Source organism: Candidatus Paracaedibacteraceae bacterium, assembly GCA_019636055.1.
Taxonomy (GTDB): domain Bacteria; phylum Pseudomonadota; class Alphaproteobacteria; order Paracaedibacterales; family Paracaedibacteraceae; genus Paracaedibacter.
On record JAHBYH010000002.1, the window covers coordinates 292011 to 315693 of the forward strand.

Annotated in this window: 23 protein-coding genes; 14 read left to right on the plus strand and 9 right to left on the minus strand. The window is 40.3% G+C overall.

Annotated elements, in window-relative coordinates:
- Nucleotides 1–36: 36 nt before the first annotated feature.
- The 9 genes from KF820_04855 (at nt 37) to KF820_04895 (ending at nt 11171) form a co-directional block, all read left to right on the plus strand.
- Complete coding sequence (locus tag KF820_04855) at nt 37–1125, plus strand: glycosyltransferase family 4 protein (protein MBX3457670.1); 1089 nt, start codon at nt 37–39, stop codon at nt 1123–1125.
- A 122-nt stretch (nt 1126–1247) separates the two neighbouring features.
- On the plus strand, nt 1248–2549 hold the full coding sequence (locus KF820_04860; GenBank protein ID MBX3457671.1) for an MFS transporter: 1302 nt from the start codon (nt 1248–1250) through the stop codon (nt 2547–2549).
- Between the two features lie 2 nt (nt 2550–2551).
- Nucleotides 2552–3310 carry a class II aldolase/adducin family protein gene (locus KF820_04865; GenBank protein ID MBX3457672.1) on the plus strand — a complete coding sequence of 253 codons (759 nt, stop codon included), beginning with the start codon at nt 2552–2554 and terminating at the stop codon, nt 3308–3310.
- Between the two features lie 138 nt (nt 3311–3448).
- Nucleotides 3449–4375 carry an ABC transporter substrate-binding protein gene (locus tag KF820_04870; GenBank protein ID MBX3457673.1) on the plus strand — a complete coding sequence of 309 codons (927 nt, stop codon included), beginning with the start codon at nt 3449–3451 and terminating at the stop codon, nt 4373–4375.
- 70 nt (nt 4376–4445) lie between these two features.
- Nucleotides 4446–5306 (plus strand): ABC transporter substrate-binding protein, encoded by an 861-nt coding sequence (locus KF820_04875; GenBank protein MBX3457674.1) that lies wholly within the window; start codon nt 4446–4448, stop codon nt 5304–5306.
- The gene (locus KF820_04880; GenBank protein MBX3457675.1) at nt 5303–6184 is read left to right on the plus strand and encodes an ABC transporter permease; all 882 of its coding nucleotides are present in this window, start codon (nt 5303–5305) and stop codon (nt 6182–6184) included. Before KF820_04875 ends, KF820_04880 begins: the two co-directional genes overlap by 4 nt.
- Entirely contained in the window at nt 6184–6963 is a 780-nt protein-coding gene (locus KF820_04885; protein MBX3457676.1) for an ABC transporter ATP-binding protein, read from the plus strand. Before KF820_04880 ends, KF820_04885 begins: the two co-directional genes overlap by 1 nt.
- A gap of 51 nt (nt 6964–7014) precedes the next feature.
- Nucleotides 7015–8127: an efflux RND transporter periplasmic adaptor subunit gene (locus KF820_04890; protein MBX3457677.1), complete on the plus strand. Its 1113-nt coding sequence runs from the start codon at nt 7015–7017 to the stop codon at nt 8125–8127.
- Nucleotides 8124–11171, plus strand: coding sequence for an efflux RND transporter permease subunit (locus tag KF820_04895; protein MBX3457678.1), 3048 nt, complete (start codon nt 8124–8126; stop codon nt 11169–11171). Before KF820_04890 ends, KF820_04895 begins: the two co-directional genes overlap by 4 nt.
- Nucleotides 11172–11177: 6 nt before the next feature.
- On the opposite strand, the gene KF820_04900 is transcribed toward KF820_04895, so the two are convergent.
- Nucleotides 11178–12161 (minus strand): RluA family pseudouridine synthase, encoded by a 984-nt coding sequence (locus tag KF820_04900; protein ID MBX3457679.1) that lies wholly within the window; start codon nt 12159–12161, stop codon nt 11178–11180.
- 90 nt (nt 12162–12251) lie between these two features.
- On the opposite strand from KF820_04900, the gene KF820_04905 reads away from it, so the two are divergent.
- The 4 genes from KF820_04905 (at nt 12252) to grxD (ending at nt 14190) form a co-directional block, all read left to right on the plus strand.
- Nucleotides 12252–12680 (plus strand): hypothetical protein, encoded by a 429-nt coding sequence (locus tag KF820_04905; GenBank protein ID MBX3457680.1) that lies wholly within the window; start codon nt 12252–12254, stop codon nt 12678–12680.
- A gap of 125 nt (nt 12681–12805) precedes the next feature.
- Nucleotides 12806–13621, plus strand: a complete 816-nt coding sequence (locus KF820_04910) for a hypothetical protein (protein MBX3457681.1) — start codon at nt 12806–12808, stop codon at nt 13619–13621.
- A gap of 6 nt (nt 13622–13627) precedes the next feature.
- Nucleotides 13628–13861 carry a BolA family transcriptional regulator gene (locus KF820_04915; protein MBX3457682.1) on the plus strand — a complete coding sequence of 78 codons (234 nt, stop codon included), beginning with the start codon at nt 13628–13630 and terminating at the stop codon, nt 13859–13861.
- Between the two features lie 8 nt (nt 13862–13869).
- The gene (gene grxD, locus KF820_04920) at nt 13870–14190 is read left to right on the plus strand and encodes a Grx4 family monothiol glutaredoxin (protein MBX3457683.1); all 321 of its coding nucleotides are present in this window, start codon (nt 13870–13872) and stop codon (nt 14188–14190) included.
- 15 nt (nt 14191–14205) lie between these two features.
- Here the strand turns inward: grxD and KF820_04925 are convergent, their stop codons facing one another.
- Entirely contained in the window at nt 14206–15339 is a 1134-nt protein-coding gene (locus KF820_04925; protein MBX3457684.1) for a glycosyltransferase family 4 protein, read from the minus strand.
- Nucleotides 15336–17978, minus strand: a complete 2643-nt coding sequence (alaS, locus tag KF820_04930) for an alanine--tRNA ligase (protein ID MBX3457685.1) — start codon at nt 17976–17978, stop codon at nt 15336–15338. The genes KF820_04925 and alaS overlap by 4 nt, the downstream gene beginning before the upstream one ends.
- A 331-nt stretch (nt 17979–18309) precedes the next feature.
- Here alaS and rpoH point away from each other — a divergent pair, with 331 nt between their 5' ends.
- On the plus strand, nt 18310–19185 hold the full coding sequence (gene rpoH / locus KF820_04935; protein MBX3457686.1) for an RNA polymerase sigma factor RpoH: 876 nt from the start codon (nt 18310–18312) through the stop codon (nt 19183–19185).
- A 24-nt stretch (nt 19186–19209) separates the two neighbouring features.
- Here the strand turns inward: rpoH and KF820_04940 are convergent, their stop codons facing one another.
- Genes KF820_04940 through KF820_04965 form a run of 6 tightly spaced genes read right to left on the minus strand, consistent with a single transcriptional unit; the run spans nt 19210 to nt 23676 of the window.
- The gene (locus KF820_04940; protein MBX3457687.1) at nt 19210–19440 is read right to left on the minus strand and encodes a succinate dehydrogenase assembly factor 2; all 231 of its coding nucleotides are present in this window, start codon (nt 19438–19440) and stop codon (nt 19210–19212) included.
- Nucleotides 19437–20471 carry a cell division protein ZapE gene (gene zapE, locus KF820_04945; GenBank protein ID MBX3457688.1) on the minus strand — a complete coding sequence of 345 codons (1035 nt, stop codon included), beginning with the start codon at nt 20469–20471 and terminating at the stop codon, nt 19437–19439. The genes KF820_04940 and zapE overlap by 4 nt, the downstream gene beginning before the upstream one ends.
- Complete coding sequence (locus KF820_04950; protein ID MBX3457689.1) at nt 20468–21595, minus strand: glycosyltransferase; 1128 nt, start codon at nt 21593–21595, stop codon at nt 20468–20470. Before KF820_04950 ends, zapE begins: the two co-directional genes overlap by 4 nt.
- 44 nt (nt 21596–21639) lie before the next feature.
- On the minus strand, nt 21640–22185 hold the full coding sequence (rsmD, locus tag KF820_04955) for a 16S rRNA (guanine(966)-N(2))-methyltransferase RsmD (protein ID MBX3457690.1): 546 nt from the start codon (nt 22183–22185) through the stop codon (nt 21640–21642).
- Nucleotides 22160–22957, minus strand: coding sequence for an rRNA pseudouridine synthase (locus tag KF820_04960; GenBank protein ID MBX3457691.1), 798 nt, complete (start codon nt 22955–22957; stop codon nt 22160–22162). Before KF820_04960 ends, rsmD begins: the two co-directional genes overlap by 26 nt.
- The gene (locus KF820_04965; protein ID MBX3457692.1) at nt 22954–23676 is read right to left on the minus strand and encodes a gamma-glutamyl-gamma-aminobutyrate hydrolase family protein; all 723 of its coding nucleotides are present in this window, start codon (nt 23674–23676) and stop codon (nt 22954–22956) included. The genes KF820_04960 and KF820_04965 overlap by 4 nt, the downstream gene beginning before the upstream one ends.
- Nucleotides 23677–23683: the final 7 nt, after the last annotated feature.

Genomic DNA, 23683 nt, shown 5'->3' on the forward strand with positions numbered 1-23683 from the left:
AACGTTAATATAACTTTAACAGAAAGTTATTATTGAATGAAATTAGCCCTATTTATATCCTCTCTCGGATCTGGTGGAGCAGAGCGTGTTATATCTGACCTTGCGAATCATTGGACTCAGTGTGGTCACGATGTGCACTTAATCACTTTTGCGTCCCGTGACGAAATACCATTTTACCCATTGGATGAAAAAATCACAATTCACCCTTTGAACTTATTAGCCGAAACATTGTCAATATTTAAGAGATTTGTTAATATAATCAATCGATTAATCGTCATAAGACGAACGGTTAAGTTTCTCAAACCAGACAGAATCCTATCTTTTGTCGATATTACCAATATCACTGTTTTAATGGCAACTTTGGGGCTTAAAATACCTGTGGTTGTATCAGAGCGGATAGACCCCCATTTTCACAATATTTCTAATTTATACAAAAGGTTGAGACTATTTTTTTATCCTAAAGCTGATAAAATTATTGCTCAGACTCGAAATGCTGCTGATTATTTTGATCTGAAAAATAAAATGATAATACAAAATATCGTCCCTATGCCGTTACACAAAAAATCTGCTTGGGGTTCTATGATTAACATTATCTGTGTTGGTAGGCTTAGTTTGCAGAAGAATCATGACTGGCTCATCCGTGTATTTGAGAAAGTTGGATTTTTACCTCCCAATACAAGCCTCACCATTTATGGTGAAGGCCCCGAGCGTGCAAATCTTGAAAGGTTAATTCGTCAACTAAAATTAGAAGATCGTATTTTTCTGCCGGGTGCTGTTAAAAATATCCAAGAAAAATTAGCTGAAGCTGACCTTTTTATTTTTCCGTCGCGGTATGAAGGGTTTCCTAATGCTTTGTGTGAAGCAATGGCCGTGGGTTTACCCGTTATTGCTTCTAACTGTACTGGTAATATTGACGTGGTTGAGGATGGTTGTAATGGGTTGCTGTTTCCAATTGGTAACGAAGAAGCACTAATAAATCATATGAAAATTCTATGTGATGATGCTGGGTTACGTGAAAAGTTAGGGAAAAAAGCTATGGAGATTTCGGACACTTATAGCCCTGAAAAAATATATAGGCTTTGGGATGAAACCGTAATAAAATTAACTGAGTTTAATAAATTTTAGAAAACTTCAAAACAAAAAAGCTTGACCAGATTGTCTTTTTTTTGCCAAAGTGAACGATATTGTGTTGTATTTTATTCTCGGCAACCTTGTCTAGAGCTTATTAAAGAAAGGGTTTGTTCGCATTGACTGAACTATCAAGAAAAATATTTGGTATTCCACGAGCGTGGATTGTTGTCTCAAGTGGTGCTTTGTTTTATTGTTATCAATTTATACTTCGTGTTGCCCCTAACGTTTTAAAAGACGATTGGTCTCGTTATTTTTCATTAGATGCCAGTGATTTTGGTCAGTTGATCTCTCTTTATTCGTGGTCCTATGCTGCTGTTCAATTACCTTTAGGGGTTATGCTTGATCGATTTGGTGCAGGTCGAATCATTGTGATAGCCTCGACCTTGTGCGCCCTCTCTTGTTTTATTTTAACAATGACTGACTCAACGGTTGTTGCTGGTATCGCCATGCTTTTAATGGGGTTGGGCTCTGCTGCTGGATTTTTAGGGAGTATTAAACTTGGGACAACATGGTTTCCTCCATCTCAACTTGCAAAAGTTGTCGCATTGACCCTTGTTTTTGGGACAGTTGGTGCCAGTATCGGAGGATCTCCCCTGTCTGCTGTGGCAACAACTTATGGTTGGCAATATGCTGTTAATATCCTTGGTTTTGTTGGCTTAGCTATATCGGCAATTATTTTTCTGGCTGTAGGGCGTCATGGCGAGCCGCATACGTATCAACCATCAGAAGATTTGTTGCATGGTGTACTCAAAGTCATTAAAAAGCCTCAGGCTTGGCTTATCGCTACTTATGGCATGTTAATGTACGCTCCAATCACAATTATGGGAACAGCTTGGGGCGTTCCGTTTATCAAATCAGTTTATGAGATTCCAGAAACGGTTGCAGCGACTTTGACGACAGCTCTCTTTATTGGCGCTGCTGTTGGGAGTCCTGTTTTTGCTCTTTATTCCGATAAGATTCAACGTCGTCTACCGCCGATGATGCTGGGTGTTTCCATGAGTTTACTCATTAATGCCTTGGTTATTCTTGTTCCGAATATTCCTTTGCTGATGATGTATGTTTTGTTTTTTGGGATTGGTTTTTGCTATACAGCAAAATCACTATCTTTTACGTCCATCTGTGAGATTATGCCACCATCATCGAGTGCAGTGGCTGTTGGGTTTTTAAATACAATTACCATGGCAACGGGTGCTCTTTTCCATCCGCTGGTTGGGCGTTTATTAGATCATCATTGGAATGGGACTGTCATTGATGATGTGAATATTTACAGCCAATGGGATTATCGATTTGCTTTGGCAATTGTTCCTGTTTGCATGTTGTTTGGTGTTGTTGTTGTTCGATTTATCAAGGAAACACACCATGCTCATAAATTGACCCCAGCTGAAGAATCAGCTGCTACTTTAAGCTCTTTGGAGTAAAGATGAGTGTCCATAAATTGAAACCCCCCTCTCCTGAAGAACAGGTTATTCGTGAAGAATTGACAGATTGTTATCATTTAGCAGCAAAAATGGGATGGACAGATTCTATTTTTACCCATTTTACAGCCAGAGTTCCTGGGGAAGAAGCTTTTTTAATTAATGCTTTTGGTTTGAATTTTGAAGAGGTTACACCGGCAAACCTTGTCAAAGTAACTCTAGAGGGTGATGTCATTTCTCCGGAAGGCAGTTTTATTAATAAAGCAGGCTATACATTGCATAGTGCTATTCACGAGGCACGACCCGAAGTTAATTGTATTCTTCATACTCATACGCCTCATGGGGTGGCCTTATCAATGTTGGAAGATGGGCTGGGTGTTTATTCACAACATTCCTGTCGATTCTATCAACGAATTGCGTATCACGAATATTCGGGTATTTTATTTGATCATTCTGAAAAAAACCGGTTGATTACATCCTTGGGAGACCGAGATACGTTGATCTTAAGAAATCACGGATTGGTTACTATGGGCGAGACAATTGGTGATGCGTTTTTTGTAATGTATAACTTGGAGCATTCAGCCAGAACACAGTTAATGGCCATGGCAACCGGTCAGAAATTAACACAGATTACCCCAGATGTAGCGGGTTATACATCCAACCAAATGAACCATTCCAATCATTACGTGATTGATGATCTGGCATGGCAAGCATTTCGACGCTGGTTAACCTTAGACAAAAATAGTTTGACATCAAATAAATAAAACTTATATATCTAAAGTATATAAAAAGGGAAACTTTAATGTTTAATATTTCTAATATTCATTCATGGCGTTGGCGACATCATCACAGCTGTTAAGTGATCGTTGTTTGTTGTCCATAGTGTTTGTTAGAGAGTTAAAATGTTAAAATCTATTTTCGTAATTTGTGCCCTTAGTCTATCCCTATCCCATTCAAAACCGGTTATTGCAATCACAAAAATTGCACCTCATCCCTCCCTTGATGCTATCGAACAAGGTGTACGAGATGGTCTGAAAAATTCTGGTATTGAGGCAGATATTATTGCCGATAATGCGCAAGGAAATATCACAACAGCAACCCAGATTGCAAAAAAATATGTGGGTAAAAAAGTTGATTTGATTATTCCGATTACAACACCATCAGCACAAACTGCCTACCAGGCTGCAAAAACGTCGAGTATCCCGATTGTTTTTGCGGGCGTTTCTGATCCAGTTGCTGCAAAATTAGTTGATGCCCAGACAAAAAAGGGGGATGGGATTACCGGTGTGAGTGATTTATCTCCCATTAAAGAACAAGTTGACCTCATTAAAACCCTTCAACCAACAGCAAAAACCATTGGGGTTATTTATAATCCATCTGAAGCAAACTCAGTATCGCTTCTCAGTTTATTTACGGTTGAAGCTAAACAGCAAAATATTGATGTTAAAGGTTTCGCTTGTCCATCTGTTACTGATTTAATCATGGTCAGTAAGTCAATTTCTGAGAAAGTTGATGCGGTTTATATTCCTAATGATAATACAGTTATTTCTGGTTTAGACATTGTTTTAAAAAATGTAAAAGAGATTCCGATTTATGCAGCAGATCCTGAATCTGTTGACCGAGGATGTCTAGCCTGTGTTGCTATGGGGCAATATGATATGGGGGTTAAAACAGGAGAGCTGGCTGCTTTAGTCCTCAAGGGAAAAGTAATTTCTGAAATTCCAGTGGTACAAACCACGGATGTTGTTAAAAAAATCAATCAATCCACAGCAGATAGATTGGGAATTGAAATTCCCAAAGATCTGAAGTCTAAGAGAATAGGAGCATAATTATGGACCATCATCATTGTTGTTTAAAAATACCTGACGATTTACCAATTTTCCTGAAAAGAGATTTATTATGTTTAAGATTATTACAACCGTTTCCGCTTATTGTTTTTTAACACTTGCCTGTTGGGCAAAATCCATTGGGATTATTCAGGTCATTGAACACCCTGCCCTTGATTCAGCCCGTGCTGGGATCATCAAAACCCTTTCTCAAAAATATCCAGATCTTAAAATTACTTGGCAATCTGCCCAAGGGAATATGGCAACAGCCGTGCAAATTGCTCAGACTTTTGCCGGTAAGCAAGTCGACTGTGTTGTCGCACTGGGAACAACACCGGCTCAAGCGGCTGTTAATGTTTGCAAAAATCAGAATATTCCTGTCATTTATGCTTCAGTTACCGATCCAAAATCCGCTGGTCTGATTGATAAAGCTGCAGGGATTACCAATTTTGTTGATGTGACGCGTCAGATGGATGCGATGCTGAAATTTGTACCTAACATGAAAACCTTAGGGATTATTTATAACCCGGGTGAGGCAAACTCTGAAGAATTGCTCAAATTAACCCAAAATGAGTGTACCAAAAGGAATATTCAACTCAAAACCGCTATTGCTTTAAAAGTGACCGATGTGCGATCTGCTGCTCAAAAACTCATTGGATCTGTTGATGCGATTTTTGTGAATAATGACAATACTGCCCTTGCTGGATTTGCAAGCATTGCTAAAGTTGCAAATGAGGTTAATTTGCCGTTGTTTGCCAGTGATGCAGATTTGATTAATCAAGGCGCTTGGGCGGTTTTAGGTCCTGATCAATATGAAATTGGTGTTCAAACAGCAGAATTTGTTTCGGAAATTCTTGATAAAAAATTAACCATAAGTGATTTAGGAATTGGTTATCCTCGATCCGTGAATCTGTATACAAGGGATAAAATATGACCATTTTACAACTAACAGGAGCCTTAGAATTAGGGCTTATTTACGGCCTGGTTGCTCTGGGTGTTTATTTAACGTTTCGTATCTTGAATTTTCCAGATTTAACGGTGGATGGAAGTTTTCCGTTGGGTGCCGCCGTTTCTATTTCGATGATTTATGCTGGATATAATCCTGTGTTTGCAACTTTTGCGGCTATTATAGCGGGATGTATAGCCGGATTAATCACAGGAATTCTGGCAACTCGTTTTAAGATTATGGATCTTATTTCGGGGATTATCACGATGACCGCTTTATACTCTGTTAATATTCGGATTATGCAAGGTAAACCTAATATCAGCATTATGAATCAATCAACGATTATTACAAATTTAAAGGCATGGGTCAGCCCGTATTTAGGTATGTTTAGCCTTTCCGTGATTCTTATTGTTCTAATTGCTTTGATTATTTATATTCTGTATCGATTTTTATCCAGTCAGTTGGGTCTTGCGATTCGTGCAACTGGCAATAATGCCACAATGGCACGGGCTAATGGTATAGCGGACCATCTGATGATTTTAATCGGACTAGCCCTATCTAATGGATTAATCGCTCTCGGTGGGTCTTTATTTGCCCAAGAGAACGCCTTTAGTGATGTTAATATGGGGATTGGGACAATTATCGCAGGATTTGCCTCTGTTATTTTAGGCGAAGCCCTTATCCCGGCTCGTCGTCTTAAGTATCAGTTGTTGGCTTGTATTTTCGGAGCGATTGTTTATCGGACAATTGTTGCGTTTGCTTTGAATGGCAGTGATTTTGGCCTTGAGGCTACAGACTTGAATTTAGTAACAGCTGTTATCTTAACAGTGGCGTTAGTCTATCCAAAGTTGAAAGGACAAAAATAATGATTACACTTTCAAATATTAATTTAACATTCGCGCCGAAGACAATTCGGGAAAAAAAAGCCCTTAGAAATATTTCTCTACAAATTAACGAAGGTGACTTTATCACTGTTATTGGGAGTAATGGGGCTGGTAAATCCACATTATTGAATACAATTTCAGGCGAGTATATTCCTGACTCAGGGCGAATCCAGATAGATGACGCGGACGTTACTAGAATTAACGCTGCTGGTCGTTCTAAGGATGTGGCTCGGGTATTCCAAGACCCGCTCGCGGGCACGTGTGGCGATTTGACAATTATGGAAAATATGGCGTTGGCGCAACGACGTGGTCAAAGCCGAGGGTTATCGCGTGCGCTTAAGAATCATGCGTTGCAGTTTTATCAAGAGGCACTACAAAAATTGGAACTCGGTCTAGAATCTCGTCTTGAAACGGCCATGGCGATGTTATCCGGGGGGCAACGTCAAGCCGTTAGTTTATTAATGGCAACACTCAGCCCTCTTAAAATTTTATTGTTAGATGAACATACATCTGCCCTTGATCCCAAAACAGCAGCATTTGTCATGGATTTAACGGATAAGATTATTCAGGAACAAAATTTAACAACTCTTATGGTAACCCACAGCTTGCATCAAGCTTTGAAATACGGAAATCGGACGATTATGTTGCACGAAGGACAAATTGTTAAGGATATTTCTGGCGATGATCGTCGTCGGATGACACCTGAGGATGTGATGATGCTTTTTTCGGATGCTGCTGATGATAAGTTATTATTAGGTTAACGAACTTTTTACCGAAAAAGATGTACTCTTAAATTAAGGGAGTACATCATCTTGACCACAAATTTACACAAATATAAATATGGGCTGATCGGCATTGCCATTTTATTGGTCTGTTGGTTAATATATGTTTTTATACCGGCATCTCCGCCTGTAAAGACACCCCCGCTTGTTAAGATTGCTCAAGTGATTAAAGGAGACCGTGTTGAACAACTGCATTTAATCGGAACCGTTGTTGCACCTGAGTCCGTGACCATTAGATCGCGGTTAGATTCACAAATTACTAAAATATATATTCAAAATGGCCAAACTGTTAAAAAGGGTGACAAACTCGTTCAATTAGATGATCGGAGCCTAAAAGCACAATTGGATCAAGCCAAAGCAAACTTAGACAGCAATAAAGCCGAGGTTATTCGCTCTGAAAAGAAATTCCAACGAGATACTGAACTTGCTAAACGCGGTGTAGCTGCTAAAGAAACATTGGATCAATCAACACAAACATTTTTATCCGCTAAGGCTGCTCTTGCTGCGACCCAAGCGCAGATTGTCAATCTGGAAACGCAAATTGATTATGCTGATATCAAATCACCGTTGGATGGTGTTGTTGGCACTATTGCCATAACTGAGGGGAATCTTGTTAAGGCGAATGATACGAATGCTATCATGACCATCAATAAAATTAACCCAATCAACGTCGATATTCCCCTGCCCCAGCGTTATTACGATGCCCTGAAGAGTAAAATCGATAAACTAGATTTGACAATTAAGTATTCTGACTTGAGTTCTCCTAAAAAGTCTAAAGGAGCAATTTTAGATAACTCAATAGACACAACAGCCCGTACTTTAACCCTGAGGACAGAGTTAGATAATACAGATCGAAGTTTGTGGCCCGGTATGTTTGTCGATGTCATTCTCGACTTAAAGAATTATAAAGATGTTCTTGTTGCGCCCATAAAATCGATTATGCACACCCAGAAAGATCAGCAAGTTTTTGTAGTGACACCAGATAATACAGCTCATTTGCATTCGGTGACTGTTTTATTCACAACCGAAACCGAAGCCGTTATCACAAGTGATTTAAAAGAAGGGGATTCAATTATTACTGACGGTGGTTTTAACGTCAGACCGGGTGGTCCAGTTGTTGTGGCTAAGGATTCTGTCCAATGAACCTTTCTGAATTTTGTATACGCCGTCCTGTTTTTACCACATTGTTGATGGTGTCTTTTCTCACCTTAGGTATTTATGGGTACTTACGTCTTGCAACAAATGCGTTGCCAAATGTTGATTTTCCAACAATCCAAGTAACGGCTTCTTTGCCGGGGGCAAGTCCTGAATCTATGGCGGCAACAGTTGCAACGCCTTTAGAGCGAGAGTTTGCAACCATTTCAGGTATCGATAACATGACATCCTCCAGTATTACCGGATCGTCGAGTATTACGATTCAATTTAACTTAGATCGTAATATAGATGGGGCAGCTCTTGATGTTCAGACGGCCATATCTGCAGCACAACCGGATTTGCCAAAGGAAATGACATCAGTTCCGAAACTTCGTAAAGTCAATCCTGCAGATCAACCCGTTTTTTATATCGCCGTTGCCTCTGATGTTTTGCCCATGACCCAGTTGTCCGAATATGCTGATACAATTATGGGACAGCGAATTGCTATGTTACCCGGTGTATCTCAGGTTAATATATATGGGCAACAAAAACGAGCTGTCAGAGTTCGGGTTAACCCTGAACTTTTAGCAGGTCGCAATCTAACCATGTCGGATATTGCTCAATCAATTCAACAAGCGGCTTCGATCACGCCGCCTGGGACATTAATGGGGCGGTATCAACAGTTTAATATCGATATTGTCGGTCAACCAAACGTTGCTAATGCTTTTAAATCTTTGATCGTTTCCCAGTCATCTAAAGGAGGGATATCCCGTTTATCTGATGTGGGTGATGTTATTGAAGGGGCAGAAGATGATCGGACTGCAGGCTATGCCAATGGTAAATCTGTTGTCACATTAGCAATTCAGCGCCAACCAGGGAGTAATACTGTTGATGTTGTTGATCGTGTTAAAAAATTGCTTCCCCAATTTGAGCAGATTATACCAGCTTCGGTGACGCTAACGCCTATGTTCGATCGATCTGTTTCAATCAAAGATTCGATCCACGATGTGCAAATAACGCTCTACATTGCGGTCATTCTGGTTATTTTGGTTATTTTCTTATTCCTGAGACAGTTTTCTGCAACCTTAATTCCTTCTTTAGCAATTCCCTTTTCCCTTATTGCTACTTTTGGTGGGATGGCAGCCTTAGGTTTTTCTTTGAATAATGTTTCTTTATTGGCATTGGCTTTGTCTATTGGGTATGTTGTCGATGATGCAATTGTTATGCTGGAAAATATCATTCGGTATCGTGAAAAAGGATTACCCGCCCAAGAAGCTGCTTTAGTCGGAGCAAAGGAAATTGGTTTTACAATTTTAGCCATTACTTTTTCATTAGTTGCTGTGTTCATTCCGGTATTATTTATGCCCGGCATTGTTGGCCGGTTATTTCGTGAATTTGCGGTTACGATTAGTATGGCGATTTTGATATCAGGGGTTGTATCCTTAACATTAACGCCGATGTTGTGCCAGTATATGAGTTTTAAGGAAGGTGGGTGGTCTCATGACAAAACGCAATGGTTTCAGACAGCCTTTGACCGTGTTTTAGGATTTTATGGTCGCACGTTAACGTTTGTCCTTGCGCATCGATTCAAAACGCTGATGCTCACGATCGGCTCATTGTTTGTCACTGTTTTGATGTTGATTTATTCTCCAAAAGGTTTTTTTCCCCTTGAAGATAATGGTTTGATTTTGACACAAACCGAAGCCTCTCAAGATATCTCGTTTGATGCGATGGTCGCTCTGCAGACAAAGTTAGCCCAGATTGTCGAAAATAACCCTATGGTTGATAAGGTAACGTCACGTATTGGGGGGCGCGGTTCTTTGAATCAGGGTATCCTTGTCATTGGTTTAAAACCCCAATCTCAACGCCCGAAAATACAAGAAGCTATGCGCCAATTGCGTCAAGAGCTTTCAAAGATCCCGGGGATTAATTCATATATGCAACCCGTGCAAAATATTTCAGTAGGGGGACGCTTATCACGGGGGCTTTATCAATATACCCTTCAAGGATTGGATTATCATGATTTAAAAAAATGGTCGGAATCTATGATTGCAGAGATTAAAAAGATTGATGATGTAATCGAGGTGTCAACAGACCTTCAGATGGGGAGTCTTCAGATTAATGTTGAACTTATAAAAGATAAGGCTGAATCTTTAGGGATAACCTATGATCAGATGCGTAAAGAGCTATATTATGCTTACGGAACAGCGCAAGTCGGTACCATTTATACTCAAAGTAATAATTTTGAAATTATTCTTGAGGTTGATAAATCCTATCAACGTGAAATTGATAATCTTAAAGATTTATATCTGAGAACATCTAGTGGTAAGCTTATTGAATTTGATTCTGTTGCTCGGTTAAAACTAGGGCCGACGGCTTTGTCTATTAACCATCAAGGTCAACTTCCCTCAGTGACGATTTCTTTTAACCTGAAAGAGGGTGGATCCCTTGGTCGGGTCACCGATCAAATTAAGGCCATTGAAAAACAGATTTTCTTACCCGCATCGATTATTTCATCCTATCAAGGCACAGCGCAGGTTTTTCAAAATTCAATGGCTGGTATGGGATGGCTCTTGTTGCTATCTGTTGTTGTTATGTACATCATTTTGGGCATGTTGTATGAAAACTTTATTCACCCCATTACCATTTTATCCGGTTTGCCGTCGGCTATTATTGGGGCGATTATTGCCATCCTGATCATGGGGATGAATGTGGATATGATTGCCATGATTGGGATGATTTTATTAATCGGTATTGTTAAAAAGAATGGCATTATGATGGTTGATTTTGCCTTGCACGCTCAACGCAGTGGTGTTTCGGCAGATCAAGCAATTTATGACGCCTGTTTGGTCAGATTTCGTCCTATTATGATGACGACTTTATCCGCCTTTTTTGGGGTTTTGCCGATCGCTTTTGCTTTGGGGGCCGGGGCTGAACTTCGACAACCCTTGGGAATTGCGGTTGTCGGTGGATTGCTGACTTCACAAATTCTAACGCTTTATATTACCCCTGTTATCTATTTGTATTTGAATCGGTTCGTTAGAAATGTATAACCTTCGTTAATCCAGGGATATAAGTATGGATTCCAGCTCTTTTAAATCATCGGCCAAATCGCATTCAAATGTTTCAATATCTCCTGATGTTGGATGGATGAATGAGATGATTTTTGCGTGTAAGGCTTGGCGCGAAAATTTTGTAACACCATCACTCCAGATTTTATCGGCCCCTTTTGGTTTGTGGCCATAGACGGGATCACCAATTAGCGGATGGTTGATATGGTTCATGTGGACACGAATTTGATGAGTACGTCCTGTGGCTAATTTGCACTCAATTAAACTGATGCGCAGACGCGGATCATCGGACTGTCCAAATACTTTTAGGCATTTGTAGTGTGTTATAGCATCACGACCACCTGAATTTAAAACAGCTTGTTTCTGGCGATTTGATGGATGTCTGCCGATCTGTGTTTCAATCGTTCCTGTGCGCGGGATAACATCACCCCAAACAAAAGCCCAATAAGTTCGGGACAGGGATCTGTCTGTAAATTGAGAGGATAACCCGTGATGCGTTGCATCATTCTTGGCAACAACCATCAGTCCGGATGTTTCTTTATCAAGGCGATGGACAATGCCGGGGCGACGAACGCCACCAATGCCTGATAAACTATTCCCACAATGGGCGAGTAAGGCATTAACGAGCGTGTCATTGGCATGACCGTTGGCGGGATGGACAACCATGCCAACAGGTTTATTCAAAACAATTAAGTCTGTATCTTCGTAAAGAATGTTGAGGGGAATGTCTTGTGGAATCGGATCTGCATCTTGGGGGGCAGGAACAAATAAATAAATAACATCGTTGAGTATTGTTTTGCTAGAAGACGAAATTTTGCGATCTGATTCTAACCGAACATGTCCTTGATCAATCAAATCCTGAATTCGGGATCGGCTAAATTCAGGAAAAGCTTCTTGTAATGCTTTGTCTAGGCGGATGCCAACTTTGTCTTCTGCGATTATTAATGTATAACTCATTGATGAATTTTGCATTTTAGATAAATTAAAGAAATATATTGATAAGTTAAAAAAATCAATTAAAGTCAAGTATATCAGATTTAATTTAAAAGAGGTAGTTTTATCATGTCCAAGTTATTGTTATTAACTGTATTTACACTTTTTCTAGGTCAAGAAGCTTTTGCAGACACTGCTAAGCAAGAAGAAGCTAAGACCGAAACAGCGAAAAAGAATGAGCCAAAGGCAGAAGAGTCAAAATCTCGTGATGAAAAAAAAGCTGAGAAGAAAGCTGAAAGAGCGCATAAAGTTCTAGAGAAATGTGAAGCATCTTTAAAAGAATCGGAAGAAAAAGGTAAGGCTCTCACGGGGTCAGATAAGAAGATGTTTGATCTATTTGTTGCCCATGCAAAACTCGAAATGGAGGCAGCAAAAGACGTCGATATGAAAGATCATGCGTTGAGTCATGCACGCCATTGTAAACGCTTTATGGCTAATGCTCATAAATATTTAAAATCTGAGTCAAAAGAACAGGCAAAATCAGAAGAGAAAAAATAAATCAATTCTGATCTTGGGTATAGGGCTATGTTGTTCAACATAGCCCTTATCTATTGTATGATTTGTCCTTGTAATTGTCGGTGTTTAATCCTATTTTAGAGATAAGTTAAAAAAGGAAATAATGTATGGCAACCAATTTTCTATCCAACCTCAAAGGAATGTTTGGATCACGGCGTCGCCAGGCAGTCGAAGGTTATCGTAAGACACTCTATGAAATGGCCGATTCAGCTGGATCTTATGCCATGCAATTTCGTGATATACTCAATGGAGTAGAAGAACCGATACCGGGCAAAGGATCTTTAAATAACCGTCTATCAGAACTTTTTATGTCGCGGTTGAATGATATTGGGATTGAAACGCATTTTGTGCGTCGTCTTAATATGTCAGAGCAACAAATCAAAATTGCCGATCCCTATAACTTTAAAATAACGGTCCATAATGTGGCATGTGACGCCCTACAGGCAAGATTAGGGTTGAGTGAGCATGAAGTTCTGCCAAAACCGATTGTTGAACTGGCTTTGCGAGACCTTGAGTTAAATTATCCAATTATTGCACCAGAACATGTGGATGCTATGGATTGGGCCTCAGCAGATGAAGTCGAAGATATGATTGTCTTATCTCGACGAATTAATGATTTTATCAGTGGGCAGTTTTTTGCTGTTGGTTTGCGTTTATTGACACTTGATCTTGAATTTGGGCGTCTTTATCAAGGTGAGTTTTTTGAGCAAACAAAAATTATTTTGATTGATGAGATTACGTTAGATACATGTGCAGTTCTTGACCTTCAATCGGGAGAAAGGATTGATGGTCGTTCAATTCAAGATAAAATATCTTTAGATATAGCGGCTCGTTATCAAGAAGTTGCTCGGCGTTTTCGCATTTTGGGAGATGTTGCCCCCCTTGATTTAAATGAAAATTTTGGTGTCATTGAAAAGGATTAAATACCGATGGCTATGAAACAAGAAGATATTCACGCGTTGATTTTGGCTGCTCTACCGGATGCAGACATCGAGATCAAAGATTTAGCCGGTGATGGTGATCATTATTCTGCAACGGTGAAATCATCAGTATTTGCTGGAAAATCGCGTGTTCAGCAACATCAGTTGGTTTATACTGCACTTGGTGGTCGCATGGGCGGAGAGCTACACGCACTCGCTTTAACAACTTTAGTAAAAGAATAGGAAAGAACATGGCTCGTAATATTCATGCTGAACTTGAAACAACAATTAAAGCATCTCCAATTGTTTTATTCATGAAGGGAGACGCAGAAATGCCACAATGTGGATTTTCTGCTGTTGTTGTGCAAATCTTAAAACTTTTAGACAAGCCATTTACTGCTGTTAATGTTTTGCTTGATGCTGAAATACGTCAAGGTATTAAGGATTTTAGCAATTGGCCAACTATTCCTCAGCTGTACATTAGCGGTGAATTTATTGGTGGTTGTGATATCGTCCGTGAGATGTATCAAACGGGTGAGTTACGCCAGATTCTTGAATCAAAAGGCTTATAGCCATTCCATTTGACTCTAGGAGAAAATTTGCAGTTTACTCAGTATTTGTTGATTAACAAAACGAACATCATAAACAGTCTCTGCTAATCGGCGACTATTTTGAGCAAATTCTTCAAGTTTAGGCCTATCTAACAGAATCATCTGCTCCATAGCTTGTTTGAGGGTCTCTGTATCCTGAACAGGCACCATAAAACCATTATTTGAAATTAAATCACGGCAGCCTTGGGTATCTGTCGTGACAATGGGGCGAGCACAACTCAAAGCTTCTAGCCCTGCTCGGGGCATACCTTCGCGATAAGACGGCAAGACAAAGATACTCGATGCTTGTAACGCTTGAGGCATATCCTTAACTTCTCCCATATACATAAGATTATGGTTTTCGCAGAATTCTTGAATATCTTCAACCTTAAGAGCTGCCGGGTTATCACTCTTCCCACCGGCTAATTTAAAAATCACATGAGGGTATTTTTTTTTTAATGCTGCTGCAGCTTCTAAGTATTCCAGTACACCCTTATCTCGTAAGAGTCGAGCTGCCATCAGAAAACTCAATGTTTTTGGCAACGGGGTTACAGGAAAGGTATCAAGATCAACACCTGATCCGCCCACGACAGATGTTTTTGCTGTGTTTACTAGATTCTGGTTTAGAAAGAACTCTCGGTCATCTTTGTTTTGAAAGAAAATCCAGTGGGATCGTGCTAAACTCAGGCGATATAATTGATTGGTAATAAACCTTAGAATCGTTGTTTTAGCGGTTTTCTGCGTATAGACATATCCAAGACCCGTAATGGTTGCGATGGGTTTTACAGACGTTCCTAATGCAGCGAGTGAGCCATAAATAACAGGCTTAACCCGATACAGTAACGCATGAGTAATTACGTGTGTTTTGTATAAACGCCTTAACCATATCAAAAATTTTAAGTCTGCTAATGGATTCAATCCGTTGTTACGAATTGGATAAGGGATGAGTTGAACCTGATCTTGTTTGGCTGCCTGTTGTAGGGCATCAAACGAAGCATCTTGATTACAGACAATAGACACGGTGGTTTGTTGTTGTCGCAACGATTGAATCAAACCCCACCTAAAGTCTAGGAGAGATTTGCTATCGTTGCTCACAATCAAAACATGTGTTGTAGCAATGCTTGGTATCATTGAAGCTGAGCCTCAATAGCTGAGATTGCTGCAGGCACGAGTGAGGCATCAGATCCGCCAGCCTGTGCCATGTCCGGACGACCACCGCCCCCTTTACCGCCTAGTGCTTCAGCACCACAACGGACTAAATCAACAGCACTAAGTGTTGGTGTCAGATCATCGGTTACGCCAATCACTAAGGCAACTTTGTCTTCCACAACACTAGTGACAACCACAATGCCTGATCCAATATCTTTTTTAAGCTGATCCGCCAGTGGTTTTAAGTCTTTGGCTGGAACGTCCTGCAATTGACGTGCTATCAACTTATAGGATCCGACTTGCTTTGGCTCATTTGATGAGGTGGTTGAGCCTGATCCTGATAACGCAACTTTCTGACGCAGATCACTCACTTGTTTTTCTAAAGATTTGCGCTCTGCAAGTAAAACATCAATTTTCTCATTAACTTCAGGACTTGGGCATCGCAGGGTTGATGCTATTGTTGCGACTTGATTTTGTAGGGTTGATAACACATCAAGGGATGCCATACCTGCAACTGCTTCAATTCGTCGAACTCCAGCAGAAACCCCGGTTTCGGACATGATTTTAAACAAACCAATATCACCCGTTCGGTGAGCGTGAGTTCCGCCACACAGTTCAATAGAATAGGATTGATCGTTCGACACTCCCATTTTTAAAACACGGACTTCATCACCATATTTCTCACCAAATAAAGCCATGGCACCGCTGGCAATTGCATCATCAGAAGTCATTAGATGGGTTTCAATTTCTGTATTCAACAAAACTTGACGATTAACATCATATTCGATTGCTTTGAGTTCTTCGGTTGATAATGCTTTTGTGTGGGTAAAGTCAAAACGAAGCCGATCCTCAGAGACCAATGATCCTTTTTGAGTTACATGGTCGCCCAAATGACGACGTAGCGCTGCATGCAATAAATGAGTTGCTGAGTGGTGTGCACGCAGTCCTTGGCGACGATCTGCATCTACTTTAAGCAATGCAGAGCTTTCTAAAGTAAATTCTCCAGATATAACTTTCAATTTATGAACATGTAAAGTGCCAACACTCTTTGTTGTATCTAAAACATCAGCAATAGCACCATTCGATAATTTGATTGTTCCTCTGTCTCCTTCTTGTCCACCGGATTCTGCATAAAATGGGGTTTGATTAAATAGGACATCCACCGTATCACCGGCTTTGGCTGATGTCACGGTTTTGCCATCTTTAACCATGGCGATCAATAGGCCTTCTGCGGATTCCGTTTCATAACCTAAGAATTCCGTTGCACCGTGTTCTTGCCGTAGATCAAACCAGACCTGATCATTTTTTGCATCTCCTGAACCGGTCCAACTTGCGCGAGCTGCTGCTTTTTGTGCTTCCATGGCTGTATTAAAACCCATAAGATCCACATCTCGGTTTTGACTGCGTAAAACATCCTGTGTCAAATCAAGCGGGAATCCATAGGTGTCATATAATTTAAAGGCAACATCACCAGATAAAGCCTGAGAACCGGATAATTTTGTTGTTTCTTCTTCAAGAAGTTTAAGGCCTCGTTCAAGTGTTTGGCGGAATCGTTCTTCTTCGAGTTTTAAATTTTCAGTGATCATGGCTTGAGCGCGAACCAGTTCAGGGTAAGCCGTCCCCATTTGCTCAACCAATGACTTAACCAAACGGTACATCAATGGTTCTTTGGCTCCTAATAGATGAGCGTGACGCATAGCGCGGCGCATAATACGACGCAATACATAACCGCGTCCTTCGTTGCTCGGCAAAACACCATCGGCGAGTAAAAATGAGCTCGCCCTGAGGTGATCTGCAACCACGTTGTGGGAATGACGGTGATCTGCGATCGTTGCACCTGTCAAATCTGCCGAAGCTGAAATAAGAGCTTTAAATAAGTCGGTGTCATAGTTATTGTGAACACCTTGCATGATTGTTGCAAACCGCTCTAGCCCCATTCCAGTATCAACGGATGGTTTTGGCAAGGCAATGCGTGAGCCATCAGCCTTTTGTTCGTATTGCATAAAAACAAGATTCCAGAATTCCGTAAAACGGTCGCCATCTTGATCCGGACTCCCCGGAGGGCCACCTGCTATAGATTCGCCATGATCATAGAAGATTTCGGTGCACGGTCCGCAGGGACCTGTATCGCCCATTGACCAAAAGTTATCATTGGTGGTAATGCGAATAATTTTATGATCCGGAAGGCCAGCAATCTTTTTCCACAAATTGGCTGCCTCTTCATCCTCATGATAAACCGTGACAAGCAACCGTTCTGGTGTTAATCCAAAATTCTTAGTCACAAGATTCCATGCATAATAAATTGCTTCTTCTTTGAAATAATCCCCGAATGAGAAATTTCCTAACATTTCAAAAAATGTATGGTGACGGGCTGTGTAGCCGACATTTTCTAAGTCATTATGCTTACCGCCTGCGCGAACGCATTTTTGGGATGTTGTTGCGCGTGTATAAGGGCGTTTTTCCATGCCCGTAAAGACATCTTTAAACTGTACCATTCCCGCGTTGGTGAACAAAAGAGTGGGGTCGTTACGGGGAACAAGGGGACTGGATGAGACAACTTCGTGTTGGTTCTCTTTAAAATAATCCAAAAATGTTGAACGAATGTCGGCTAAGCTGCGCATAAATTATGTCTCTGTTATACACTATATTAGGTCCAAATTAGCATAGCTCTTTGTAAAAGTGAAATAATACGAACTCTTGGAAATAATTCTAATTTTGAAAATTAATTTTCTCATCTTTTACTCAGGGAGGATATAATATAATCGTTCGGCTGTTCTTAAATCAATATAATTTAATAAAAAAATATCTTCAGGTAATAAAAAACGTGATATTTTATAAAAGATGTGGTATTTTATGACGAGTTAATAAAATTGTAACAAGTTTATAAACACGTTTTGACCTGTTACACTATTAAGTATACAGCATAAAAGCTGTCCTTAAATGAGGTTTATTATGGTGAGCCGTCCAGAATATCAGGAAATGACCAACAATTATTTGCATCGGATGAAAAATTTACCGATGCTTGAAATTGATGAAGAGTATCAACTGGCAAAGCAATGGAAAGAACATGGCGATACAAAGGCTGTTGACAAGTTAGTCACAAGCCATCTTAAGCTTATTTCCAAAATTGCCCATGGATATCGTGGATATGGCCTACCTGTCAGTGATCTGATTTCTGAAGGTCATGTTGGTATGATGCAAGCCATGAAACATTTTGATCCGGACAAAGGTTTTCGGTTGTCAACCTATGCTATCTGGTGGATTAAGGCTGCTATTCAAGAATATATCTTACATAGCTATTCCCTTGTTAAAATGGGAACAACGTCCGCTCAGAAAAAATTGTTTTTTAATCTTCGCCGTGAAAAATCAGCATTCCAAGATTATGACGAAGTTGATTTATCCCCTGAAAAAGCCAAAGCGATTGCAACGAAATTAGGCGTGAAAATCGACGAAGTGATGCAGATGAATCATCGTATGTCAACCAACGATCAATCGCTCAATGCTCAGGTAAAATCAGCTGGAGATAGTGCTTCAGAATGGATGGATTGGCTTGCTGATGATCGCGAACGTCATGATGTGACTTTAGCTGAAAATGATGAATTAGCTAAGCGTCGTGCTTTATTGGATGAGGCGATGGATGGTTTGACCGAACGTGAAATGATTATTATGCGTGACCGTCGTCTGATTGATGATCCTCTAACTCTTGAGGAAGTCAGTGAAAAACTTGGAATCTCGCGTGAACGGGTTCGTCAAATTGAGGTTCGTGCTTTTGAAAAATTACAAAAAGCTGTTAAACGTCTATCACGGCAGCAAATGGATCGACATTAAATGGGAGAAGATCTCTCCTCTTAATCACTGTTGAACTATAATACGAATCATATCTTGATATTCATTCGGGGCTAGTTTCTTTCCTAAGCACCAATCTAAGATATCGGTATCTTGCTCTTCCAAAAGACGTTCAAAAATCAATAGATCTTTGTCAGATAGGTCAGTAGCGTGGCGATTGGCAAAACCACCTAATAAAACATCCATTTCTTTCAGTCCACGATGATTTGCATTATAAATAATTTTTTTGAGAGTCACTCGACTAAACCTACCATTTGTGTTAATCGTGAAGCTGTTCGATCAAAAGGAAGTTTAGATTTGTTTGTATCTTGATACAGATGATCAGGATCTGCTGCTGCATGAAGATGGAGCATAACACCTTCGTCATATAGACAGTCAATAAGCGTCATAAAGCGTTTAGCGCTATCTTTTTGATCGGCTGTTAAAATGGGCACATTGACAAGAAACAGATGCTTGACTGATTTCGCGATAGCTTGATATTCTCCGGGTCCATAGGGGACTTCGCACATATCTTTGAAATCAACCCACAGTGTTTGATTTGATGCTTCTGGAAAGATTAGAACCCGTCCATGAACTGTAAGTTTAAGTCCGGAATGACCTTCTAACTTTAGACGTCGAAGAAATTGTTGATGGAGTTCGCTGTAGGTCTGGGGGTTAAAGGTTGATATTTTTTCTAAATCTTGTCGCCTGTAATCAACACTATTTTGACTATCGAGATGAATGATTTGTAGGTATTTTTTTAAGATCTTAACAAACGGAGAAAAGCGGTCATAGTGCAGCCCCCCCTTATATAGATTGTCAGGTTGAATGTTTGACGTTGTCACAAAATGAATTCCCTGATCAAATAGAGATTCAAATAAACGTGCCAGGATCATCGCATCAGCAATTTCGGTGACTTGGAATTCGTCTAAACAAATTAGATCGTATTGTTGACGGAAACTTTTAGCTGTTGCCATAAGATCACCGTTATGAGCTTTCAATTCTTGATGAACGCGTTGCATAAAAGCCGTAAAGTGTAGGCGAATACGTTTCTCGATATATGAATTATTAAAGAACAAATCCATCAGATAGGTTTTGCCGCGCCCGACATCACCCCAGATATAACACCCTAACATAGTATTTGTTTTAGATCGCCGAAATATGCTTGAAAAAAGGCTTGCTTTTTTATAGAACAAATCTTGAATTTGCTGAAGGATTAACTGATGATTGATATCAGGTTGCCATCCTTGAATCTCACAATCTTGTTGATAGATTTCAGCTAAACTCATGGAGTCTCCGTTATCATCGAAGTGTAAATTTTTTCATACTTTTTAACTATATCAGAAAGAGAAAATTCTGTCTCAATTCTTTGTCGAGCTTTGTTTCTTAAGGTTACATGATCGGGATTATCAATTATTTGACATATCCCTTGAGCTAATAGTTTTGGATTCATTGCCGGAACAACAATGCCTGTATCACCAACGCATATTGCTGAATCACCAACGTCAGTGACAACACAAGGAATCTGACAAGCCATGGCTTCACCCACAACGTTGGGAAATCCTTCTTGATGGGACGGCGAGACAAAAATATCAAGAGCAGGCAAAACTCGTTCTGGGTTGGATAGATCACCTAAGAGCAAAACATGATTGTTCAGTTTGAATTGATTTAACTTGGCTCGAATCTCTGGGTTAGATTCGTCTACGTGAAGTCCTGCCAGGGCTAATTTAGTTTTAGGAAATTGACGATGAACCTGGCTAAAAGCCTCGATTAAATCAAAATGCCCTTTCATTTTATGGAACCTAGCAAAATAACCAATAAGCACATCATGGTCATCGATATTCATTAATGAACGATACTGCCGGCGATAGTCGTCGTTCGGTTGGAATTTATTAAGCTCGAAGCCATTGGCAAGAACACATGAGTTTGCAGATTGATATCCAATTGCTTCATGATGGTCTTTGGCAACCTGAGACACATAGATGATTTTATTGGCAGCCTTTGACAATAGAGTTCCCAAACGAATAATCACGCGAGTGCTAAAACGTTCAAAGTTGAAATCATAAAGGGCGACTCTAACCCCAAAAACCAATTTAGCCCGTGTGAATAATGAGGCAAACCAAGCCAAAATATTACCATGATACATCCAACCTTGAAGGATATCCGGTGAAAATTCTCGGCAATCTTTAATAAACTTGATTAAGTGAAATACAAGATATAGCGGTGAATTAATTCGGTAGCTTTGGACTGAAATACCAATTGCCTCTAGTTCAGGTTTTAGGACTAAATTATTGCTTAAGCAAAAAACTGTTGGATCAAACTGTGTCCTGTCAATAGAGGATAGGAGTTTAATGAGCATTCGCTCTGCACCACCACGCCCTAATCCTGTAATAACAAAAGCTATTTTGATCATTTTAATATCCATATGAAATGTATTTTTAGCTTAACGCATTTCAACTATGCCTGCAATTTTCCAAAGATAATTTTTGTCTGCCCGTACTGACGATGATCTAGGCATTGGAACCAGTGAATTTCTGGCAAATCATCTTGTCTGTGCATCTCCAGACAAACAAGGGTATCGTTATTAATCCAACCTTGATTCTTAAGATGTGTCAGTATTGGAATTTCAAGCTCTTTTTTATAGGGTGGGTCTAAGAGCACCAAATCCATAGGACGTGAAGTTGGTAAGATTTTTTCAATGGGATGCGTTAAGAGATTTTTATCCCCAGAAACCGCTTCCATATTTTGCTTTAAAATAGGGATAATTTTAGGGTGCGATTCAACAAATGTAACATGAGCTGCTCCTCGAGAAAGAGCTTCTAGACCTAAGGCTCCGCTTCCGGCAAAAGCATCGAGAACGTATGCCCCATTCCAATCAAAATCAGGATGGTGGGACAAAATATTAAATAGAGATTCACGCACCCGATCTGTTGTTGGGCGTGTGATTGTCTCATCTGGCAAAATCAGTTTTTTGCCTTTATTTTTTCCGCCGATGATTCGCATAAGACTGACTTTTAGTGTTTTTCGCAAGAGATAAAGTTCCTTTTGAGATCATACCGGGAAAATGCCGTGAAAAATCTGAAAACGGGATTTCCCATAGGTCATCTGGCTTCTTTGATTTATCTAAACCAAAGGGACCATAGGCAACACGAATAAGACGGTTCACATGCAAGCCCAAATGTTGCATAACGCGTCGAATCTCACGATTTTTACCTTCGTATAAGGTGACAAATAACCATGTGTTCCGACCTTTTAGCTCACCCACATCCACATCAATTCTGCCATAATTAACACCTTCAATGGTGATGCCGTTTTTTAGATCAGCCATGATGTCAGGATTAACCTCTCCAAAGACACGAACTCGATATCGGCGAGGCCATTGTGTCGAAGGGAGTTCAGCATGTCGTGACATAGAACTATCTGTGGTTAACAGAATGAGTCCTTCTGAATTCAAATCTAAGCGTCCAATAGAAATGACCCGTGGCATATCCTCTGGCATTTGGTCAAAGACCGTTGGACGACCCTGTGGATCATTGTGGGTTGTAATCACGCCTGTTGGTTTATAATAACCCCATAGTCTGGGTTTTTGAGCACTAGGTAATGTCTTACCATCGACAAAAATCTTAGCTTCAGGGCCGACATCTAGAGCCGGCGATGTAATAACAACACCATCGACATTAACGCGACCAGCTTCAATCCACCGTTCTGCTTCTCGACGAGAACACAGACCAGCAGCGGCAATCCGTTTAGCGATTCTTTCTTTTTCTTGGGTCACTTTTTGGCTGCTTGTATAAAATGATTAAAAATAGATTTGTCCACTTCACTAATGTGGAATTCAGGGTGCCACTGAAGTCCAAGGGCAAATTGACCTTGGTCAGACAATTCAATTCCCTCAATAACGCCATCGCATGCCCGTGCATTCACGATAAAGCCTGGTGCTACTTGACGAATGGCTTGGTGATGGGCACTATTCACAGCAACTTGAATTTGGGATTCTGCAATACGATGCAATAACGTTCCTTCAACCACATCAATATCGTGGCCCGCTTCATGACGAGGGTTGGGTTGTTCATGCGCGAGTGCATTTTCAACTTCAGCAGGAATATGTTGAATTAAGGATCCACCAAAGATCACATTCATCAGTTGCATTCCCCCACAAATCCCAAGCAATGGTTTGCCTTGTTCTTTGATGCGACGAGTCATTGCAAACTCAAAGTTTGTTCTCTCCGGGTTTGTTTTGACGGACTCATGGGAAATCTCTTCACCATAATGGCTTGGGCAGATATCGAAAAATCCCCCAGGAATCAACAAACCATCAATACGATTCACGTATTCCTCGAGCAAATCATAGGCATAAGGGAGTAATAATGGAACGCCACCAGCATCAATAACAGCATTTACATAGTTGTACCGGATTGCATACCATGGATAGCGCGAATAGCTTCCACCAACATCAGAATCTAAAGTTATACCAATGACGGGTTTTAATGACATTATTTTT